Source organism: Reichenbachiella agarivorans, assembly GCF_025502585.1.
In the GTDB taxonomy this organism is placed as follows: domain Bacteria; phylum Bacteroidota; class Bacteroidia; order Cytophagales; family Cyclobacteriaceae; genus Reichenbachiella; species Reichenbachiella agarivorans.
In genome coordinates this window covers 3,358,799-3,379,605 of record NZ_CP106679.1, presented here as the reverse complement: position 1 = coordinate 3,379,605, position 20,807 = coordinate 3,358,799, and the positions used below count along the sequence as shown (strand labels likewise).

At 42.8% G+C, this 20,807-nt stretch carries 17 protein-coding genes; 7 read left to right on the top strand and 10 right to left on the bottom strand.

The genetic code is table 11. The features are described 5' to 3' along the window. The first annotated feature begins 99 nt into the window (after positions 1-99). The 4 genes from N6H18_RS14280 to N6H18_RS14265 are packed head-to-tail and all read left to right on the top strand — an operon-like array spanning position 100 to position 4,412. Positions 100-579, top strand: coding sequence for a nucleoid-structuring protein H-NS (locus N6H18_RS14280; protein WP_262308954.1), 480 nt, complete (start codon positions 100-102; stop codon positions 577-579). 59 nt (positions 580-638) lie between these two features. Next, positions 639-1,184 (top strand): hypothetical protein, encoded by a 546-nt coding sequence (locus tag N6H18_RS14275; protein WP_262311619.1) that lies wholly within the window; start codon positions 639-641, stop codon positions 1,182-1,184. Further along, positions 1,181-2,017 carry a hypothetical protein gene (locus N6H18_RS14270; protein WP_262308953.1) on the top strand — a complete coding sequence of 279 codons (837 nt, stop codon included), beginning with the start codon at positions 1,181-1,183 and terminating at the stop codon, positions 2,015-2,017. Before N6H18_RS14275 ends, N6H18_RS14270 begins: the two co-directional genes overlap by 4 nt. Further along, positions 2,004-4,412: a leucine-rich repeat domain-containing protein gene (locus N6H18_RS14265; protein WP_262308952.1), complete on the top strand. Its 2,409-nt coding sequence runs from the start codon at positions 2,004-2,006 to the stop codon at positions 4,410-4,412. Before N6H18_RS14270 ends, N6H18_RS14265 begins: the two co-directional genes overlap by 14 nt. Positions 4,413-4,482: 70 nt before the next feature. On the opposite strand, the gene N6H18_RS14260 is transcribed toward N6H18_RS14265, so the two are convergent. Beyond that, entirely contained in the window at positions 4,483-6,033 is a 1,551-nt protein-coding gene (locus N6H18_RS14260; protein WP_262308951.1) for an ammonium transporter, read from the bottom strand. A 266-nt stretch (positions 6,034-6,299) separates the two neighbouring features. Here N6H18_RS14260 and N6H18_RS14255 point away from each other — a divergent pair, with 266 nt between their 5' ends. Further along, a complete protein-coding gene (locus tag N6H18_RS14255; RefSeq protein ID WP_262308950.1) occupies positions 6,300-7,910 on the top strand; it encodes a tetratricopeptide repeat protein in 1,611 nt (536 codons plus the stop codon). A 44-nt stretch (positions 7,911-7,954) separates the two neighbouring features. Here the strand turns inward: N6H18_RS14255 and N6H18_RS14250 are convergent, their stop codons facing one another. Continuing rightward, the gene (locus tag N6H18_RS14250; protein WP_262308949.1) at positions 7,955-8,974 is read right to left on the bottom strand and encodes a pirin family protein; all 1,020 of its coding nucleotides are present in this window, start codon (positions 8,972-8,974) and stop codon (positions 7,955-7,957) included. A gap of 237 nt (positions 8,975-9,211) precedes the next feature. Between N6H18_RS14250 and N6H18_RS14245 the strand changes: the two genes are divergently transcribed. Next, entirely contained in the window at positions 9,212-10,021 is an 810-nt protein-coding gene (locus N6H18_RS14245; RefSeq protein WP_262308948.1) for a DUF3108 domain-containing protein, read from the top strand. 40 nt (positions 10,022-10,061) lie between these two features. Here the strand turns inward: N6H18_RS14245 and N6H18_RS14240 are convergent, their stop codons facing one another. The 8 genes from N6H18_RS14240 to N6H18_RS14205 all read right to left on the bottom strand — a co-directional run bounded on the left by N6H18_RS14240 (position 10,062) and on the right by N6H18_RS14205 (position 16,234). Beyond that, positions 10,062-11,003 carry a transporter gene (locus N6H18_RS14240; RefSeq protein WP_262308947.1) on the bottom strand — a complete coding sequence of 314 codons (942 nt, stop codon included), beginning with the start codon at positions 11,001-11,003 and terminating at the stop codon, positions 10,062-10,064. Further along, positions 11,000-12,022 carry a cytochrome-c peroxidase gene (locus N6H18_RS14235; RefSeq protein WP_262308946.1) on the bottom strand — a complete coding sequence of 341 codons (1,023 nt, stop codon included), beginning with the start codon at positions 12,020-12,022 and terminating at the stop codon, positions 11,000-11,002. Before N6H18_RS14235 ends, N6H18_RS14240 begins: the two co-directional genes overlap by 4 nt. Continuing rightward, entirely contained in the window at positions 12,022-12,834 is an 813-nt protein-coding gene (locus N6H18_RS14230; RefSeq protein WP_262308945.1) for an MbnP family protein, read from the bottom strand. The genes N6H18_RS14235 and N6H18_RS14230 overlap by 1 nt, the downstream gene beginning before the upstream one ends. A 10-nt stretch (positions 12,835-12,844) precedes the next feature. Next, positions 12,845-13,699, bottom strand: coding sequence for an MbnP family protein (locus tag N6H18_RS14225; protein ID WP_262308944.1), 855 nt, complete (start codon positions 13,697-13,699; stop codon positions 12,845-12,847). 243 nt (positions 13,700-13,942) lie between these two features. Beyond that, positions 13,943-14,326 carry a hypothetical protein gene (locus tag N6H18_RS14220; RefSeq protein WP_262308943.1) on the bottom strand — a complete coding sequence of 128 codons (384 nt, stop codon included), beginning with the start codon at positions 14,324-14,326 and terminating at the stop codon, positions 13,943-13,945. A gap of 271 nt (positions 14,327-14,597) precedes the next feature. After that, the gene (locus N6H18_RS14215; RefSeq protein ID WP_262308942.1) at positions 14,598-15,158 is read right to left on the bottom strand and encodes a hypothetical protein; all 561 of its coding nucleotides are present in this window, start codon (positions 15,156-15,158) and stop codon (positions 14,598-14,600) included. Next, the gene (locus tag N6H18_RS14210) at positions 15,155-15,535 is read right to left on the bottom strand and encodes a hypothetical protein (protein ID WP_262308941.1); all 381 of its coding nucleotides are present in this window, start codon (positions 15,533-15,535) and stop codon (positions 15,155-15,157) included. The genes N6H18_RS14215 and N6H18_RS14210 overlap by 4 nt, the downstream gene beginning before the upstream one ends. A gap of 297 nt (positions 15,536-15,832) precedes the next feature. Beyond that, the gene (locus N6H18_RS14205; protein WP_262308940.1) at positions 15,833-16,234 is read right to left on the bottom strand and encodes an HU family DNA-binding protein; all 402 of its coding nucleotides are present in this window, start codon (positions 16,232-16,234) and stop codon (positions 15,833-15,835) included. Positions 16,235-17,116: 882 nt separating this feature from the next. Between N6H18_RS14205 and cas9 the strand changes: the two genes are divergently transcribed. Next, complete coding sequence (cas9, locus tag N6H18_RS14200; protein ID WP_262308939.1) at positions 17,117-20,746, top strand: type II CRISPR RNA-guided endonuclease Cas9; 3,630 nt, start codon at positions 17,117-17,119, stop codon at positions 20,744-20,746. The last annotated feature ends 61 nt before the right edge of the window (positions 20,747-20,807 follow it).

Below are 20,807 nucleotides of genomic sequence, written 5' to 3'. Positions count from 1 at the left end.
GTACGCACTTGTGGAACATAATTTGCTATGGAGGATCTAGTTAATTTTACAATAACAAAATCAAAAACAGATACACAACCCTTATCACAATTATCAAGCATGAAAAAATACACATTTAATATTTCACCACTGGCAGTCGTCATCATCTTATCGTTGGCAGTTGGATTCACATCTTGCAAAGGCAAAAAGAAGTTGACCAAAGGCAGTGACGCACCTGTAGTGGTCACGTCAAAACCAGAACCCATGGCTGATCCAGAGGAGCCAGAAGAAGTAGAACCTGTGGTAAAAAAATTGACTAAAGAACAAAAACTTTCAAATTACTTTGAAGCGATAGCAACAGCCCCTAGCACCACTTCGGCCAATGCAAGTATCCAAGAGGCTCTAGGCATGTTTAGCAATGGAGATGCTCCTGTACTAATCGTGATATACAGAGCAGGGAGTGCTCCAGACTATGACGAGCCTACCACCATCACCAATTACTTGCACTACCTCAAGGACACCAAAAATAACAAAGCACAGATCGAAGAGATCGTGTACGATACCAATGGCAACATCAAAGAATTGGTTCTCAAGAAATAATTATCCCCTATCAAAAGAAAATTAAGAATATGCAATTCATCAAATATACCCTGCTATCGATGACGCTATTGCTCTCGGTAAGCGCATTCGCTCAAAAAAGTGTAGACCCTCGCAGAAAGCAAGCGATTGATTCGCTCGCACTAGAGAAAGTCAAGGACCTCAGCAAGTACATCAGTATCATCGGCAGCAAAGAAACACAGTTCTCCGAAGCAAAACGTGTCATGGACAGAGCCGAAGAGCTTTTTGCTCCTGACAGTGAAATGGGTGTATCCTCGTTGAGCAACGAAGATATCTCCTACTACAAAGTACGGGCGTACTTTGAGCGTCTGATGGCTCTCAACTACGACAAAGTCAGTATCAAATGGTACGACATTCACTATGTGAGTGATTTGGAGATGCAGCCAGATGGTACCTATGTAGGGGTGATCACTATTTACCAAAGATTTGAGGGTACGTCAAAGGACGGCAAACTCAGCTACAAGGACACTACTAAAAAAGACATCACGATCTACGTCAAGAAGAAAGAAACGCAGATTGCGGGCAGAATCATCGAATTCTGGGATGTCATGTTGGGAGATATTCGCGTTAGTGAGACTTCTGCATGAGAATAGCATTCATCATCACCCTAGCAATTATATCTTTTCATACATCGGTGGGTCAAGGCAGACTCACCGATGACATGAAGGAGACAGAAGAGCAGCTCAGTGCCTCTACCAAGCAAATCAATCAGTTCTTTCGTCGATTCAATGGCGAAGAAGATGAAAAGGGCAACCGCTACTACCCATCTGACAAGAACTACCATGATCCGGCACTCCGCAAAAAGTACATGCCCGTGCTATTTGATACCCAAACGGGTCAAGTAGACGCAGCACTTGCCAAGAGTTTTATTTCCAAAATCACTAGCAAAACAGATCCTGTTTACCTTGACTTTCACAAGGACGATTGGCTAGCTGAGGTGAACACGGTATTCTTGTTTAAGGGCAGAGAAATACCAGGCACACTGTACATGCGTCTGCAACAACAAGGACAAGGGTACGAATGGGTCATCGAAGATGTGGCTTTTGAGCAATTTCAAAAGCTGTTTGACAAGGATACCTCCGATACCAAAAAATTTCTACATCCGATGAGTCATGAGTTGGATTTCATGACTTTGAGAAAAGGACTGGAAGGAAACAAGCATGCAGAGCAATTTACAGGTAGAAAATTTGAGCCCGACTATTTGACGATCTTCCTTTATGAATTCAATCAAGGAAACATGAAGTTCAAGACTGTAAAGGACGTTAACTTCCACTTTTTCTCGGTCAAAGGTTATTACTTTTCCATCTCCAATTTCAATAGATCTGGCTACAACTCTGGTTGGCTGATCTCTAGTTTGGTAGCTTTGTCTAGTGAAGACGAAAAACAACAAATGAAGAATTACATTTATGGCAAAAACTGATTGGTACAAATTCGCTTACACTCTTATGTTTCTCTTTGTACTCTCTCCCGCTCTAGCACAGCAACCTGCGGCAGACACCACTCGCTATCCTCAGGTCAGGAGTTTGGTGAGCTTTTACGAATATATGCTCAACACCATAGGTTCGTCCAAGAGTACTGCTCGTGACAAGGAGGTCATCATCACGGAGAGCTATAAGAAGGTATTTGTCAACCAATTGGTTCAGATCGAAGATGATTTGGTCTTGGATCGAAAAGTCATCACCAACAAGGATGTCGCTGCCTATTTGCGTGATGTAGATTTCTTCTTCAAGGACATCCAGTTCAAATTCCAAAATATAGTCATTGAGAAAGTCCCTAAGAGCGACGGGACTTCTTTCTATTTGGTGAGCTTCGAAAGCAAAGTCAACGGCACGACACTTGACAATCAGACGCATAGCAGTATCAAAAAACGTTTCATTGAAGTCAACCTAAATGTGGCGTCCAATGACATGAAGATTGCCAGTATATATAGTACCAAAATCAGTCGTGAGGAAGAATTAAAAAACTGGTGGGCAAGCCTCTCCTATGGATGGATCAATATATTCAAAAGTTATGTGCCTTTCGATGTAATCTCTGACCCAGTCCTATTTAAAATCTCTTCTCTGGACAGTTTGAGTTTGTCGGGGAATCAGTTCATTCTCGACATTGAACCTTTGTCTGCACTCAGAGACCTCAAAGTACTGGACATCAGTCAGTCAAAAATCACTGACCTAAGTCCGCTACGTTATGCGAGAAACCTACAAAAGTTGAAAGCTTCCAATACCCAGATCAAAGACATCAATACCCTAGAATATTTTGAGAAATTGACCTACCTGGACCTATCACATACAGAGGTCACAGACATCACGAGTATTGCCAAACTCAAACAACTGAAATACTTGGATTTGTCCAACACCCCTGTTATCAACTTTGCTCCACTGCAACAGTTGAGTACCTTGACCAACATCAACTTGTCCAATACAAAATTTGCCGATGCTACCCTCTTGTCCACTCACAAGACACTACAGGCCGTCAATCTATCCAGAACCTATGTTGATCAACTGTCTGCCTTTCGCGACCTTCAGCAGCTAAAATCCTTAGATGCCTCCGAAACCACAGTCAGCAACCTGAATGGATTGGAAAATCACCCCATGTTGGAAATCATCACCATCAATCAATCCAACATCTCTCAGCTCAATGCACTGGCCAACGTCCCGAACCTGAAAAAGGTCTATGCGGACAACTCTGGTATCACCGAAAAAGAAGCATCAGGATTGATGGCTAAGAAGCCTCACACCGTGGTGGTCACCAACAGTCAAGAAATGACTACTTGGTGGACGACATTGCCCGTAAAATGGAAAACCGCATTGAGCAAGGTGATTGGAAATGCAATCCCTAGCAAAGAGGAACTCACACAGTTGGTCAACATGGATTCACTGAATCTCGCAGGTCAGAGCCTCAATAACATAGAACCATTGGCAAAATTCAAACGCCTCCGTTACTTAGACATCAGCAAGAACCAATTCTCCAGTTTTGCATTCACCAAAGAAATGACAGATTTGGAGTATCTCAAGGCAAAAGATTTGCCGATGGAAAGCACCGCAGGATTAGAAAACAACCCTCAACTGAAGTGGCTCATTATGACGAGCAGCTCTTTGAACAACATTAGCAACCTCTCCTCTCTCAACAAGCTAGAACTACTCGATGTAGAGGACACTTATATACAGGAAGATCAAATCAAACAGTATCTCCTGATAAACCCTAAAACCGTGGTAGTGTATCAGTCGGAAACACTACAAAACTGGTGGAATGGCTTGACAGAAGATTGGAAAAAAGTACTAAAAGTAAACAAACAGGATAGTTATCACCTGCATGAGTTGATCGAAAGACAAGAGATCACTATTTCGAATCTATCCATTGCTTCATTGTCTCCACTTAATATTTTCATCAATCTGCAAAAAGTAACTTTGGATCGTGTCAGTATCAATAGCCTAGATGAATTGTATAGTCATCAAAGTATCAAGCATTTGACTTGCACCAATGGCCCTTTGCAAACACTGAAAGGCATCACTCAATTGAAGCAACTAGAAACGTTGGACATCTCTAATACTGCCATCGAAGATTTGAAGGAAATCGAAGGATTGAGCAGTCTGAAATCACTCAACTGCTCTGGCACTAGTATCAAGAGACTCAACGAAATATCGGCACTCCATAAACTAGAATCTCTCAACGTGAGCAATACTCGCATATGGAATCTAAAAGTGATTTATGAGATTCTGGGATTAAAAAGTCTGGTGTGCAACAATACCCGTGTGACACAAAACGGCATAGAAGACTTTAAAGCCAACTTCCCAAATTGTGAGGTGGTATATTATTAGTAAGTCGCTTATCGCTTTAGGAAAAGCCAATTACATGATCGCGTAAAGCGTTTTGCGATCAGCGAAAAAACTACCGAATCCTCACCCGTTTCAGTGTGCTTGTCGTGTGACTACCCATCACCGCGACCATCTCATTGAGTTGCTTCTGCGCACTTTCTACCGGGATGACATAGCCTTCTTCATTGAGGTATTGGATTCGATCAGCGGCTTCCCAACTCGATCTAAAATCCATAGAAAGCTCCACGTATTCCTTAACCGTGTAGACGTTGTAGCCACGGTTGCTAACTTTGGCCGACACATGATGTACGATGTTGCTCCCCGTTGTAGAATCTTGATCTTCCTCTCCATCCTCTTCTTCACTATCAAAGAATGCCCCAGTGCTTTCTTGTTTGGGCGAGACACGCAAGCCTATGGTACGTCTGAGGATATAAAACATCAGCAAGGCCACCAAAGTAGTAAAAACAAAGCAAGTCACAATACCGACACACTGAACCGCCAGTTGCTCCCAACGAGGCAATTCCAACAATTCCTGCTGACCAAACAAGGCCACACACAATGTCCCAAACACCCCTCCAAATCCATGAACAGCAATGGCACCCACTGGATCATCTAGTTTCCATTTTTCAGAGATGACAACAAACATGATGTTGTGAATAATACCAGCCAACACACCAATAATCAAACTAGATTGGGACGAAACGACATTGCAACAAGCCGTGATGGCTACCAAACCTGTAAGTGTCCCTCCCATGATCTTCTCCAGTACATTGCTCTTCTTCTGAAAAACAATGGCATGAAACATCGCAGATATGGCTGCCGCTGCTGCGGATAAGTTGGTATTCAAGATAATCTTAGGCACCTGCGTATTAAATGCCAACGTGCTGCCTCCATTGAAGCCCCACCAACCCAACCATAAAATCATCACCCCCAAAATGCTATAGCTATAATCCGAAGCTTTGATTCGCTGGATTTTACCGTTTTTGTCATAGCGACCCACACGTGGACCTACTACCCAAACACCAACCAAAGCAATCCAAGCACCTACTGAGTGTACCACTGTAGACCCTGCAAAATCCATAAATCCCAAGCTAGCCAACCAAGGCATATTGTCAGCATGCAAGAGATTGCCCCAAGCCCAGTGGCCAAAAAGTGGATAAATCACTGTGGCCGTGACCAATGAAGCAACGAAGTAAGGGATCAGAGCTGTACGTCCCGACATGGCTCCAGACACAATAGTCAACGCTGTACCTGCAAAGGCCAACTGAAAAAGAAAGAAAACAAAGGAATCATTGATTTCCAAGCCGTCACCCATCATCAACCCACTACCAACCCATCCGTTGGTTGAGCTACCAAACATGAACCCAAAACCTAAGATATAGAAAGCGACACTACCAGCTACCCAGTCCATGAGGTTCTTTGCCCCGATGCCTGCTCTGTGTTGCTTTTTGACTAGACCTGTTTCGAATACCTTGAAACCAGCCTGCATAAAAAACACCAAGGCTGCTGCTATCAATACCCAAAGGTCATTTCTACTCAATATATCTTCTCCCATTTGCCCCTCTGCCATCACGAAACATGGAAGCGAAATTGCCACCATAGTGGCAATCAATTTCTTTCTCATAAACACTGGTTCATTTAGCTGCGTGGCGGTGAAATTAGTAAATATTTTCTCTCAGTAATCATTTCCATTTGAAATATGTAAGCAAGTATAAATTTTATCCACAAACATGGAATATACATTATTTAGAACTGATTAATGTAGTTTGTACACATGTTAATCGTCAGCTATTTCATTATAATCAGTCTTTAGACCACAATACATAGGATAGTAGAAAAACGAATGAAATGATTTTCGTAACTTTTATATCGCAAACCAAATTACATCCCATGAAAACGATCACGTCATCCCTCCTTCTCTCCATTGTTCTGATTTGTATCGGTTGTCAGGTATCACCCAAACAAGAAAGTGAACAACTCGGAGTTTTAAACCATTCTTTTGTCATTGATCAAGCAGCACAGCCAGCCTTTGAGAAGGGTCTGCTCCTCTTACATAGTTTCGAGTATGATGATGCCAAAGAAGCCTTCCAAGAAGCCTCAACACAAGACAGTACCGAGTTGATGGCCTATTGGGGAGAGGCCATGTCACATTACAAGGCATTGTGGCGATTGCAAGACATTGATTCAGGTAGAGCAGTGATGCAAAAGGCTGGCTCGAATACAGAGCACCGGTTGGAGATGGCCGACACAGAATTGGAGAAGGATTTTTGGATGGGAGTAGAAATCCTCTATGGGGATGGCGAACTCTATACTCGAAACAAAGACTATGCGAAACACATGGCACAACTCTATGAAAAGTACCCTGGTAATCAGGAAGTCGCAGCCTTTTATGCGTTGGGGTTGATGTGGACGGTAGAAGAAGGTCGTGACCCAGAGGTCTTTGATTTGTCTGCGGAGATTGCCAAGGGTATTTTGGACGAAAACCCACAACATCCTGGAGCACTGCACTATTTGATTCATGCCAACGATGACCCTGCCTATGCCTATCGATCCATCACTGCAGCCAACGAATACGGTCAATTGGCCCCAGACGCGACCCATGCCTTGCACATGCCCTCGCACATCTATTTGGCACTGGGGATGTGGAATGAAGAAGTAGCATCCAATGAAGCCTCCTATGCAGCCAGTGTAAAACGGATGGAGCGTAAAGGCTTGGATGACAAGGCCAGAGGCTACCATTCATATGCATGGCTGCACTATGGTTATCTCCAGCAAGGGCGGTTTGAGGATGCTCGACAATTGCTCGCAGACATGCAAACCTATACCCAAAATGCTGATACAAGAGCCGCGAAAAGCTACCTGATTATCATGCAAAATGCCCAAAGAGTAGAATCTGGACAGTGGCCAGACAGCTTAGAACCCATGTACATAGATGCCGACGACTTGTCCATATACAGTCAAGTTGCACAGCATTTTAATCAAGCACTCATGGCTTTTGATCACAAGGATACTGTCCATATTCAATCCATAATAGACACCGTAGAAACCAAAATAGCAGCAGCTCAACTGATTGCAGTAGACGAAGGCATCTCTGTATGTGGAGCAGGCCCCACACGCTACAAACCTAGTCATGCACACATCGTGCGGGCTCAAGTCATGACTCAGGAGATAAAAGCTATGATTCATGTTTTGAAACAACAAGATGATTTGGCTGAACTATACTTGAGATCAGCAACTCAAACAGAAGATGAATCAGAATATTCATATGGCCCACCAGATATCTCCTATCCTTCATACGAGTTGTACGGGGAGTGGCTTTTGAGCCAAAACAGAGCAAAAGAGGCGCTCGTTCAATTCGACCGCTCCCTTGCCATCGCACCCAACAGAACCCGTGCCCTAAAAGGTAAAATACACGCGCTGAAACAATTGGATCAATTAGATGAAGTAAAAAAGATAGAAGCCATACTCAGTGATTTCTATCAAAATACACAAGCATCCTAAGTTTATGAAAATTGAGCTTCAGCAAGATTCTTCTACACCCAGTCCTACACAGGTCTTTCTTCTCTCCCATCGGCATGACGGGCAAATCGACCACTAGCTCTGTCATGCACCTGCTCTGATTTGGGCCATGGCCAACCACCAAACTGCGTACGCCCATAGTCCCGCATAGTTTCTTGGATTTCAGCTGCGCTGTTCATCACAAATGGCCCATGTTGCACGACGGGTTCTTTGATGGGCTTGCCTTGTAACAGCAGCAAATGGGTCTCTGAATTCCCTGCCTGCAGTGTCAACGCTTCGTCACTTTTCACTTCTATAGAATGATAGGGGGCAATTTCTCTCCCTTCCAAGGTCAATCCAGTCCCTTGATAAAAATACAAGGTCCTATGTGTATCGATGCTTTGAGTCGCAGGCAGTGTGAGTTGTGCACCAGCATCTAGTTGGATGGTCCAAATGCCTACCTCATGATCCATCTCTGCTGCCCAAGATTCAGGTGCTGGATCTAGGGCCTTTTGTCCATTGTAATTGCCAGCAATGATTTTGATTTCACTATGTCTCCCCACGTCATCCGTGTGCTTAATCACGGGTATTTTTTCATGCCAAAACATGGAAAAATAGGGCTGTACCATTTTACTCTTGGACGGCAGGTTCAACCAAATCTGAAACAGTTCCAAGGTGTTTCCCTTGTCACGGTTGAGTAGTGGAAACATCTCCGAATGCTGTACACCTTTGCCAGCGGTCATCCATTGCACATCACCAAAACCAAATCTACCTGCTGCTCCCATAGAATCAGCATGATCTATTATACCTTCTTTGGTGACGGTGACTGTTTCAAATCCACGATGAGGATGCGAGGGAAAACCAGGAACTTTCATCCCATGATACATCCTAAAACCATCTTTGACCGTAAAGTCCGAACCCATATTACGGCCAGCCAGATTTACAGCTGGTCCCATTTCTTCGTTTCCCTGCGGATATTCATCTCTATGATGAACACAAAACAAAAACGGATCAGCAGTTTTCCATGGAAAACCAAGTGGCTGTATATTCCTTATTTTATCTGACATGACTAAAGTGTTTTATTTGTTACAACACATATACTGAATTCACTCAATTAGGTTTGGTTCGTTGGGATATTTCTATAAACAAACTTCAAAACGGCTACCTCCAGCTACCCATGTCATAATTGGTCTAATATTTGATCTTTCGGCCATGGTTTCATTTGGGATTTAAAACAATTAGAACCAAATTAAGCCTAAATATCCATTGTGATTTGATAAACATAGTCTAAGCGCAGCACCAACATGAATCTTCACATTCTCAAAAAAACAGTCATCTTTTCGTTCATCATGGGATTTGCCGTCATAGCCAACTCAGCTGATTATACTGATGGAGATTTCAAAAAAATGAAAGCTCAAAGCCTGAAGTATAAGTTTAAATTAGGTTGGTTTACTTTAGGTGGTGGAATGTTGCATTTTGAGGAAAACAACCTCATCGTCAAAAACGAGCCTTACCATGTAGTCAAAGCCCACGCATATACCGACGGCATGGCTGCATTTTTCACAGACATGGATGATCACTACAAGTCTGTCATCAACAATCGCACGCTCAAGCCTTATTTGTCTGAAAAACATGTCACCATCAAAAATGGGTTTTGGGATCAATGGAATAGTTTTGATTACAACAAAAAGGAAATCACCGTCAAAGCCAAAAGAACCAAAAACGGTGAAAAATCAGATCGTGCTTGGACTGTAAAAATGACCGACGACAGCTATGACATAGTCAGTAGTTTCGTCTACTTCATGGATGTCAATTGGTCACAAAAGCACAAAGGAGATACGGTCATGATCATGACTCACTATGATAAAAAAGTATATCCTGTAGGAGTGATATATCTGGGCAAGGAAACCATCAAATACAACGATCGAAAGGTAAATACCTACCACACGCAAATCTATCTCCCCGCTGACAAGGAATATACCGTAGGCAGACCTGTTTATGCCTGGTTGTCTACTGATGGCAGGAACATTCCCCTCGTGATCCAATCCAAATTGGCCTTTGGCAATGCTACGTGTGAATTGATTGAGCTTGATGGCAAGGAGCCTGCTTTTTGATTCCACAATCGTCCAGAAGCCATAGACTGACTACCCTTTCTTACAATTTGATCTCTTGACTACTCTTGGAGGCAATGTTGAGAACTACACCCAACTGAAACCTATTTTTAGACTCTATGGTGCTGCGAGTGTCCGTATTGTAATCTTGCGCTGTGACTAAGGCATAATTGGCCATAAACATCACTTGCTTATAAAAGGCTTGAACCCCCACATTTGTCAACAAAGCGTTTCCTCCCGTATTCACCTGCAAAAAACCGTCATCAGTGTGCATCTCTGATGCCTCGTAGGTCAGTCCTACATAGGGCAACAGGCTAAACGAAGGCTGAATCATGGCATAGTACAGCTTCAACGAGGACGTAAATTGATTACCAAAGCGGTAATGCAGGTCATTTTCAGTATTTATCTTGTAGGAACTCTCTAGGTTCAAACCTACACTTTTGTACTTGAGTGTGTAGATCACGGCCAATAAGTAATCCAAACTCCCCGATCCCAACTGAAAGTTCCTGTTGATTATTTCGTCATTTTCCTCTGCATCGTATTCTCCCAACGGGAATTTCAACCCCGCACCAACCAGCAAAGAGTGATTCCAATCTCTGAAATTCTCAGAGGTAGTATTGATGACATTATAGTACCCAATCAATATGGGGTCACCGATGCCTTTCACAGTGGTCTTTTGGCTGTTGCCATCCATCACGTTGTAACTGTACGGCAATACGGCTGAAATTTGCCATTTCTTGCTTATCACATAGCGTCCCATCAGCTCCATGGTGCGGTAGATATCATCTGAATATTCGTCTGGGAGTGTTTCGTTATCGATGTGTGCATAAAACTGTGCCTGACTGTAGCGAACCCCAATGAAATGAGTAGGGTTTTGGGACAATATCCCAAACGAATACCCTCCCAATTGGCACCCACATATGTCACAAGCCCAAGCATTGATACATGATAAAACTGCAATTGTGGTAATGATTAGATATTTCATGGAGCAAAAAATAAAGGATTGGATACAAACTCCTCGTCTGTCAATGTTTGTAAAAAGGCTATGATATCTGTCTGCTCGTCTTTGGTCAGATGAATACCCAAAACGCCCCCTGACTGTAGCAATGGATCCAGCGTAGCAGACGGTTGCACACCGCTATTATAGTGCTCCAGTATCGCTTCCAATGTCTCGAACCGACCATCGTGCATATAGGGAGCTGTCAGCGCAATGTTGCGCAGACTGGGCACTTTGAATTTAGCCAAGTCCTCGTCCTGTTGGGTAATCAGGTATCGTCCAACATCTGTGACTTCAGCGTCTAGCCCGTTGTTGCGAAAACTGCGGTCTGTGAATAGGTTGCCTTCATGACAAGTCGCACAATGATTCTCGAACAGTTCCAAACCTCGCAACTCAGTAGAACCCAAAGCACCTCCGTGTAGTAAATACTGGTCGTAGGGAGAATTGGCCGATACCATCATGACCATAAACTGAGAGAGTGCATGCAACATACGCGCACTGTTGATCTCTGTCCCTTCGCCAAAAGCAAGGGCAAACTTCTGCTGATACAGGGCACTGGCCTGCATTTTTTCAATGACCACAGCTATGTCTTGATCCATCTCGACAGGATTGGCAATTGGGTTGAGTGGGACGAAATCAACATGCGTCACTCCCCCATCCCAAAAGAACTCATTGACAAAGGCCAAATTGAAAATGGGTGGTGCATTGCGCGTCCCTATCTGCGCGTCGATCCCGATGCTGAGTCTATGCTGAGGGTCTGCAAATGCCACGCGCTGGTCATGGCAAGAAGCACAGGATACGGTACTGTCTCTTGACAAAAGAGGATCATTGAAGATGAATTTACCCAATTCAAATCCTTCCTGTGTGACAGGGTTGTTGTCGAATGTATAGGTTGCATCAGGGAAATGTGGCGGTTGCTCAAAACCAAAAGGTTTATCTTCCGCTTCACCTCCATCGCAAGACATCATCACAGCCAACAGACCCAAACTTGTGATCCAAATCCTCATCACAAGGGGTTGTTGTGTACGTGATCGAAACGAAACATCTCTGGGATGTTGTCCGCATAGTCTGCTCCAGTCGCTGCATCATGGATGCTGTTGCGCTTCGAAAAATCAAACGGCAAGCCTCCATCCATGAACTTTGCTATGTCAATGACTAGGTGAATCTCTGGTTTGTAATCTGGCGTGATGAGTATCTCATCCATCGCGATCGTCACCTCCCTCACGTTGTTGGGAGACTTCCACCCACCGATGTGGTAGCCAAATCCATGCGGGTTGGTCTCTTCTATCGTATCACCAAAAGCCTCTCCTGCGGATGAAGAGGATTGTCCTTCGATTTTCATCCCGATGTAGCCTGAGCTCCATGCCCAAAACATCCCATCCAGGATGATACTGGCTCCTTGATCCACCCCTTCTTCTTCTATCCCTATCTTGAATGAGATCTGATCATACACACCTGGCGTGATCTGATCTACAATCAAGGTCTGGCTGTTCAGATTAGATTCATCAATCAAGTAGTACCCCTTGACCTCATCTCCTGCGATGGATAGTGGGACAGCGTAGTATGACCCCTCGGGTCCTTCCAAGACGATCTCACTGACGATGTATTTGATCAAAGTCAAATTGTAAGCCTGACCGAGCGCATTGGTGTAAGGATAATCCTCATTGCCCGGATTGGCCAATAGCCCTGCTTGTATGTCTCCCACCACATTGTCAAACTTGATTTCAATTGTCCCTGTAGTGACACCATTGTCCTCTTCAGCACATTGGCTGAAGAGGATGATAGTGGATAACAAAAGCGTATAAACTGCTTTTTTCATTCCTTTGTGATTAATGTGCGTGTGTTGCTTCCGCGTCGTTCTCGACAGTAGTCACGGCAAAAGCACTCATCAAGTTGTTTCCGATCGGTTGGCTGGCAGATGGCGCATGAGCACTAGACAAGGTAGTGAAGTCAATATCTGTCTCTCCTGTCAGGGCTTTCAACACATCAGATGTGATCGTCACCATAGAAGTAGACGCACTGCTGATCATCACATGTGTCCCCAAATCCAAAGTGATCGTCTTGATGTTGCTGAAGTCTTCACCTTCTCCTCCGAGGTGGTATGCAAGAGCAGCTGCTTCACTTAGCCTACCGTGATGCTCACTCACTGCACCTTGTGCAGCGACTCCTTCGAGTTTGTAGCCTATGTAGCCAGAGTTCCAGCTCCATACATATCCATTGGCCTCACTCAATACACCACCTTGAGCACCCTCAGAGAGGTAATCCATGCTCACTCCAAGGGTAAAAGTCACTGATGTATAATGTCCCATTGGTACATCTTTGAGCATAATTGTGTTGCCAGAGATGCCATCGGCTGTCTCTTCTACCAGATAGAACCCCAACGGCTCTTCCGCACCGTAGACCACCTCGTCTACATAATCTTCCGTTCCTTCCATGCCAGTCAGTTTAATCTCACTGATGTAGTAGCCCAAATGATTGATATTAAACGTCTGATCCAAAGCATTGGTCAAATTGTAGTGGGTAGAACCTTCTGCCTCCAATACCAAATCAGCCTCTCCTGCTACATTGTCAAACATCAAAGTAACTGTACCTGGCATATCTATTTCACTGCCATTGTCATCTTTGTCACAAGCTGCTAACAAAGTGATTGCTGCTATGGCAATCCATAATCTATTAAATTTCATTCTTTGTATTGATTAAAATCTTCTAATTGAATAAATGAGCCAAACGACTCGGGTGGGAAGAGGAAACCAGACTCTAGAGACAAGAGCCAAGATGTTAGATTCAAGAAATAAGAATCAAGATGTTAGATTCTAAGTCCGTGGTCTGTGTCTCACAGACCATACAATGTAACTAAAGAATCAAACTAAAACCGTCAGCTGTGATAACCAATCTAACAATCCTTCCCACAAAAATAAGTAATCCATTCAACCCCGTGGCGGGACAAAGACTTGATACAAAAAATTGGCTAAAACGAAAGTATCTTGTAACATCAGATACTTTGGATTCAAGATACTGATAATATTGCTCCATGTGATGGAGCTAATTCCCTGAGAGAAAAAGATCGGACCAGACTTGATGTTGACAGTTTCATTTTCTTGCTCCTGCTGCTGTTGCGCTGCCTTTAGCTTTTGAGCCAAGTAGCATTTACCATCACAGGTGGACATGGGTTTGTCTCTGTTGATACAAAGTACCTCGGCGATATAGTCCCGACGCATCCCAAAATCCATATAAATCAGCGGTACAGCCAGCGTGCTCGCCAAGGTATTCAAGGCAAGCAGATATATGAATATGTTTTTGGCTATTCGCATTTAGTCTGCAAAGTTGTACAAGCTTGCCCTTCTTGACAATGTTTTTGGTCTTAATAATTTCACACAGCATCTTATTTAGTCCAACTTTGATCGTTTGACTACCCCATATGACCTATCCACTATTTTAGATACTTGCCACTAGATTTTGGACTAAAAGAGACCAAACTCTGGCCTATAACCTAAATAGCATTCTTGGTTGAGATTTATCAAAGGCTATCCTAGATTCATAAGAGATGAGATATTACAAGCATGCTTGTAATATCTCCATACTTCACAAAGCAGCCATACCTACTACCAACCCCATCCCAAAGGTGACCACCGCCACCACTATCTTGTCAGCAGTGGACTGCCACCAGATCCGACGGATTTGCTGTCTGAGATGCTTGACTGTCAGTTCCATTTCTGCCAATTGCCAACTCAGCTCATCGTTGCTGGCCTGCAGCTGTGCATTGGCGTCTTTGAGGACGGCTATGCTGCGATCCAGTTCGGCGATGATCTCATCTATGTTGAGTGCTATGGCATGCTGATCTCGCAGCATCTTTTCCGATAGCTGTGCCGTCAGTCGTTCTATCTCACGCACCTTGTCGAGGACTTCCTGATGCACTTGCCACAGTTGCAGATTCGCCTCATGAGCCACTTGGAGCTCTTGCAACTTCTCATTGAGCCTCTCTGCCCGTACTATACTGATCACATAGGCACTGTCCGCCAAGATATGGATCGTCTGACCCTGGTAGACCTTGATCCGCTGATCTACTTGCTCAAAATCAAGCACCTGCCAGGCACGCAACTGTAGCGTGCTGAGAATCAATATCAATACATAGAGCGCTTTCATGGCTGAAACAGGATTTCGTCATGAGGCATGACAGACAATGGTTTGAACTGTATCGTATCCATGGGTGACAGGATCTCCTGCAGACCTTCACGAATCTGTCTGACATCTGCCTGCTGAGCAGTGGAGATACCATCCACCTGCGCTCTCAACTGACTGACATGCAGCCGAGATAGTATGAGCTGCTGATATATACCCGCATAGTCCTGATGGAGGCGCTGGTAAGCCTCCGAGATGGATTGTAAACTGTCTATCTGGGCAGACAACTTTTGGGTAAAATGCTGTCCTTTCTGAACGGCTCTTTGGGTGAGAAAGGATTGGTAAATAATCAGTCCCGCCAGCGCAACCAGTGGGAATGAAGGTATATGTATTGTTTTCATGATTTCTTCTATTTAATGAGTGAAAGGTTTTATTAAATCACCATGGACTGAAAGTACCATAGGCATTGGAGTAAGAATGAAATTCTCTGCCTCCCTGTGTCAAGAACTTAGATCGCTAAACATTAGATTTTAGACAAAAAAGCATCAAGTTTGTCTTTTGTCTAGATACTAACATCTCAGGTCTAATATCTGACTTAAAATAAAAAGAGGCCCTCAATAAGAAGAAATCAACTACCATGTTATGGTATATAAGATCTTCCTTTGACGGCCTCCTGCTTGAGTATGCGATACAACTGTTTATACAGTGGGTTCGTCATGGTGTTTTTCGAACTTTACGTGTGACAATCTATCGTTTAGCTCCATACTGGGACGAAAATTGACCCGTAGCTTTCTGATCGTATTTCGATCCACCTCTTCGGGTGCATTCTCTCCAGAGCTGGTCAACTCAGGTGAAAAACTACCCAAATCGCCCAATCGAACGATGCGTCCCTGTTCCATATACGCATGCATGCGTAGCAAAAAGGACTCTAACACGGCGAATACATCTATAGTAGTCAAAGTGCTCATATCCGAAATCTCTGTAGCGATTTTGCGGATATCCACAGGGCGCTCACGGACGATACTAGCGTAATACTTGATTTGGCCTCCCCCAACCACTCCCGGTTGGGTCTTTGGCACGGATTTATACATGACTGACATGATCTTAAAATTTAAAAAGTGAAAAAAATTAAACTTTGCTTCGCGTGCCGTGGCGTTGCTAGGACATACCGATCCTGTGAGACCTTAGCTGAGCCGACATCAGTTGTCTGGGACTTTGCTAAGTGTGACTTGCATACTACTTGCTACAAAGGGGTTGCTTTGCTAGGTCGTGACTGTGAGCAGTGGGACATGGCTAGGCTTGGGCTTGCGAAAGCGGTGTTTGTCTATACTGGTAGTGAAGACAGTGATCATCTGACGAAACTGGGGTAGAAACAAACGGGGTATCGAGTGGCCTTTTCGATGTGTCTGAAGACAATTTGCTAAGAACAAATTCCATTCCGAAAATGTCGTGAACATTGCCAAAATATGTTAAAACTTCAGGCACTTTCAAACCCGCCGTGCCGTGCCAAAAAACCCGCGCGGGTTCACGATCAAACCCGCGCGGGTTTTAGGCCAAACCCCCGCGGGTTTTGCTGCAAAGCCGCGGGGGTTTTGCTCACTAGCTAACCAGCAGTTTCAAAGTGCCAAACAGACACCAAATCCTACAGTCAAATGTCAATTTGAGGCATCAATGTACTACGACCCGCTTGCGCACCCTTATATGCTTCACCACAAACCAGCGTAAGAAAAATGAACTTTGTATTCCATTTTCTGAACTTAAAGTATTAGTTTAATACCCCGATCCACTCAGCACGGATCACAGCATATCTATTTCGAGAAAAATCAATGGTTATTCCACCAAAGGAGGAATGGTGGGCAGGAAATAAAAAAAGCGATCCACCATGTTGCAGGCGACCGCTTTAAATGTTTTCACAACGGAATAATCCTTATTGTGATTGATTAACAAATTGGTAAGACGAATATAAAGAAAACTATCTGACAATGAAAAGAATACTAGGATTAGATATTGGCGTTTCTTCCGTGGGACTGGCTATTATTAATAAAAATGACACAAAAACTAGCATTGAGCATCTCTCTGTAAGAATAGTACCTGAGGATCCTGATTTTCACGGAAAATTCTATTCTGGCAATACAGCTAGTAAAAATTTAGCTAGAACAGAAAAAAGAGGAGTCAGGAGAAATAACCAGAGATTCAAACAACGAAGGGACAAGCTTTATCGCATTCTCAAAGAACATGACATGTTCCCATCCAAAGAACTCTTTCTCCTAAATTCTAGAGAACTATACAGTCTTCGAGCGAAAGCAGTCACAGAACAAATCTCAATAGAGGAGTTAGGGCGTGTATTAATTCACCTCAATCAAAGGAGAGGATTCCTAAGCAATAGAAAATCCCTCAGTGACGAGGAAAACTCCACAGAATATAAAGAAAGAATTGCGGAACTGGAAAAAAGACGTGGAGAGTCTACAATTGGTCAAAGTCTCTATCAAGAACTTATTGCCAAACAACACCCTCACGAAGTACTACTTAGAGAGAGAACCTATTTGCGGTCGTCCTACACAGAAGAATTTGATCGAATCTGGACTATGCAGAAACAGTATTATTCCCAATTGACGGGAGGAGTGAATGAAACAACTAATAAAAATACCCTTTACGATCTAATCAGGAACAGGATTTTATTCTATCAACGCCCATTAAAGAGTCAAAAAGGATTGATTTCCAATTGTTCCTTTGAAAAAGGACACAAAGCCATCGCTAAATCATCACCCTACTTCGAACTTTACAGAATCTGGCAAAGAATCAATGATCTGTCATGGAAGGACACGGAGGGAATCACTCATTTCCCCAGCTTAGAACAGAAAAATATTCTTTTCAAAGCTCTATGGGAAGGCGCAGACCTTAATGCAAAATACAAGTTGACAGCAAGTAAGATAAAAGTACTATTGGGTTTTTCTAGTCGTGAGAGAATTTACTTGAATTTTACTGAATTAGACGGTAACAGGACATACAGTGCACTAAAAAAAGCACTAGAACTAGGTCAAGTAGCAAATCCAGAGCAATACCTGCATTTCAACTACAAGACCAATGATGAAAAAGGCGGTCTGTTTGAATTGTGGCACCTCACCTACTCACTACCAGATACTACTCAAGTTGCTCAATCTTTAGCCAAAAGGTTTCGATTTACCGAGAGTCAATCAGAAATCATTGCCAAAAGCGTTGGATACTCGTCTGAGTATGGCAAACTATCCACCAGAGCCATTCGCAAGTTGCTCCCACATCTAGAGTCAGGACTAGGCTATAGTATAGCCTGCGACAAAGTAGGTTATGACCACAGTGGGTACAAAACCAAAATTGAAATTCAAGAAAAGCTGAAACCCATCAAGCAGAATAGTCTGCGCAACCCAGTAGTAGAGCAGATACTCAATCAAGTAGTCAACATGGTCAATCAAGCAATTGACACCTATGGCACATTTGACGAAGTACGTATTGAATTGGCACGAGAACTTAGAAACTCAGCAGCCACTAGAAAGAATATATCTAAATCAAATGCCTCCAATAAACGAAGGAATGATTGGATTAGAAATGAGCTCAAAATAAACTATGGGTTTAGACTGGTCAACGGAAGAGACGTGAAACGATATAGACTTTGGGAGGAAACAGACAAAGTCTGTCTATACTGTAACAAAACAATAACTGGTACTGATTTACTCCACAGAAATGCAGATATCGAACATATATTACCAAAATCAAGGAGTTTCAATAACGCCATGAGTAATTATATCCTTGCTCATCAAAAATGCAACAATGACAAAGGCCAAAGAACTGCCTTTGACTTTATGAGCAATAAAGATGGTGATGCCTTGGATCAATACATTTCCAATGTTAATACTCTTTACAAAGACGGGGCTGGATCTATATCAAGACAAAAATTCAACAACCTCATGACTCAAGGAGCAGATATTCCTTCTGATTTTGTGGAACGAATGATGAAAGACTCGCAATACATTACCAAAGAAGCCGTCAAACTCTTAAAAAGTGTCTGCTCGGACACCTATACCACAACAGGGCAAGTCACTGATCTCCTTCGCGACGAATGGGAATTGAAACATCTACTGCAAGACTTAAGCTTTGACAAATACAAGGCCATTGGTCAAATAGAAGTGAAAGAATACAAAGACAGCTCTGGAAGTATCAAAACCTACGAAACTATAAAAGACTGGAGCAAACGAGACGACCACCGTCATCATGCCGTAGATGCTCTCATTTGCGCACTCACAGATCAAAAGATCATATTTAAGCTTAACAACTTGAACAAGATTTATCAATACAAGAAAGATACATTGAGCAAAGAAGAGCTTCAAGACCTACAAGAAACCTTCGAAAACGGGTTAAATCTTAAAGAATTCATTGACCATGAAGGTCATGTATTTGACTGCCCTATACCCAAAATTAGAAAAGAAGCAAAAAGCCACCTAGAAAGCATTTTCATCTCTATTAAGAAGGACAATGGAAAAGTATTGACCAAAACCATTAACCGTCCTAAAAATGGGCAATCTCAAACTACGTGGGTACCACGAGCAAGACTCCACGAGGAAACTGTCATGGGGCGTATCAAAAGAATAGCCAAAAAGAAAGCGAAACTAAATAGCAAATTCAAACAAGTAGATAACATTGTCAACCCTGAATTAAGAGATATAGTTAAAGACCATTTAGAAAATCATGGAAACAATCCATCAATAGCATTTACAACTAAGACTCTGAGTAAGTCACCAATTAACTATCAGAATAAAGTTGTAACAGAAGTATTGGTCTATGAAGAAGTGAATTCAAAAAGAGTCCCTCTATCTGAAAATATAAGCAAGGCTCAAGTTGAAAAGATAGTTGACAACAAAATCAAACAATTAGTTAATGAAAGAATCAATAAGTACGGTGGCAAAATAAAAGAAGCTTTCAAAAGCATCAACGAAAACCCTCTTTGGTTAAACGAAGATCAAGGCTTACAAGTCAAATCTATCACTGTGTATGACGACTCTCAGACCATACCTACTAGTCAAAAAAGAGATCTGCAAGGAAACAGTATTATTAGTATGGGACATATTATCCCGACTGGATATGTCAAAAAAGGCGGAAATCATCACGCGCTGATATACAAAGATGAAAATGGGAAATACAAGGATAAAGTCATCAGCTTTTGGGACGCCGTAGGAATTGGGCTCGCCAATATCAATGCCACAGACATGCCCTATCCTATAATAGATAAAAGCAATGATCCAGATTTGGGAGATTTTCATTTTTCAATGCAAATCAATGACCTGTTTGTTTTTGATTTGATTCATTCAGAAAATCCAGAAAACGAGAATGAGATAGATTTCTTTGATCCATTAAACAGAAGCACGATAAGCTCTAAGCTGTTTAGGCTTCAAAAGATGACTAAAAAAGCATCAGGAGCATTTGAAGTAACCTACAGGCATCATTTAGAAGCTTCTCTTAATCGAAGTACTATGGATTTAAAGGGTTTAACTTGGGATGAACATGGGTCAAATACCCATCTAGCTCGGTTAACCAAAATTAGAACCAACCACCTCGGCCAAATCATCAAAGTCGGAGAATAACCACATAATCCAAGCCCTGACAGGTTTTAGAAACCTGTCAGGGCTAAAACTCAAGTAAGCT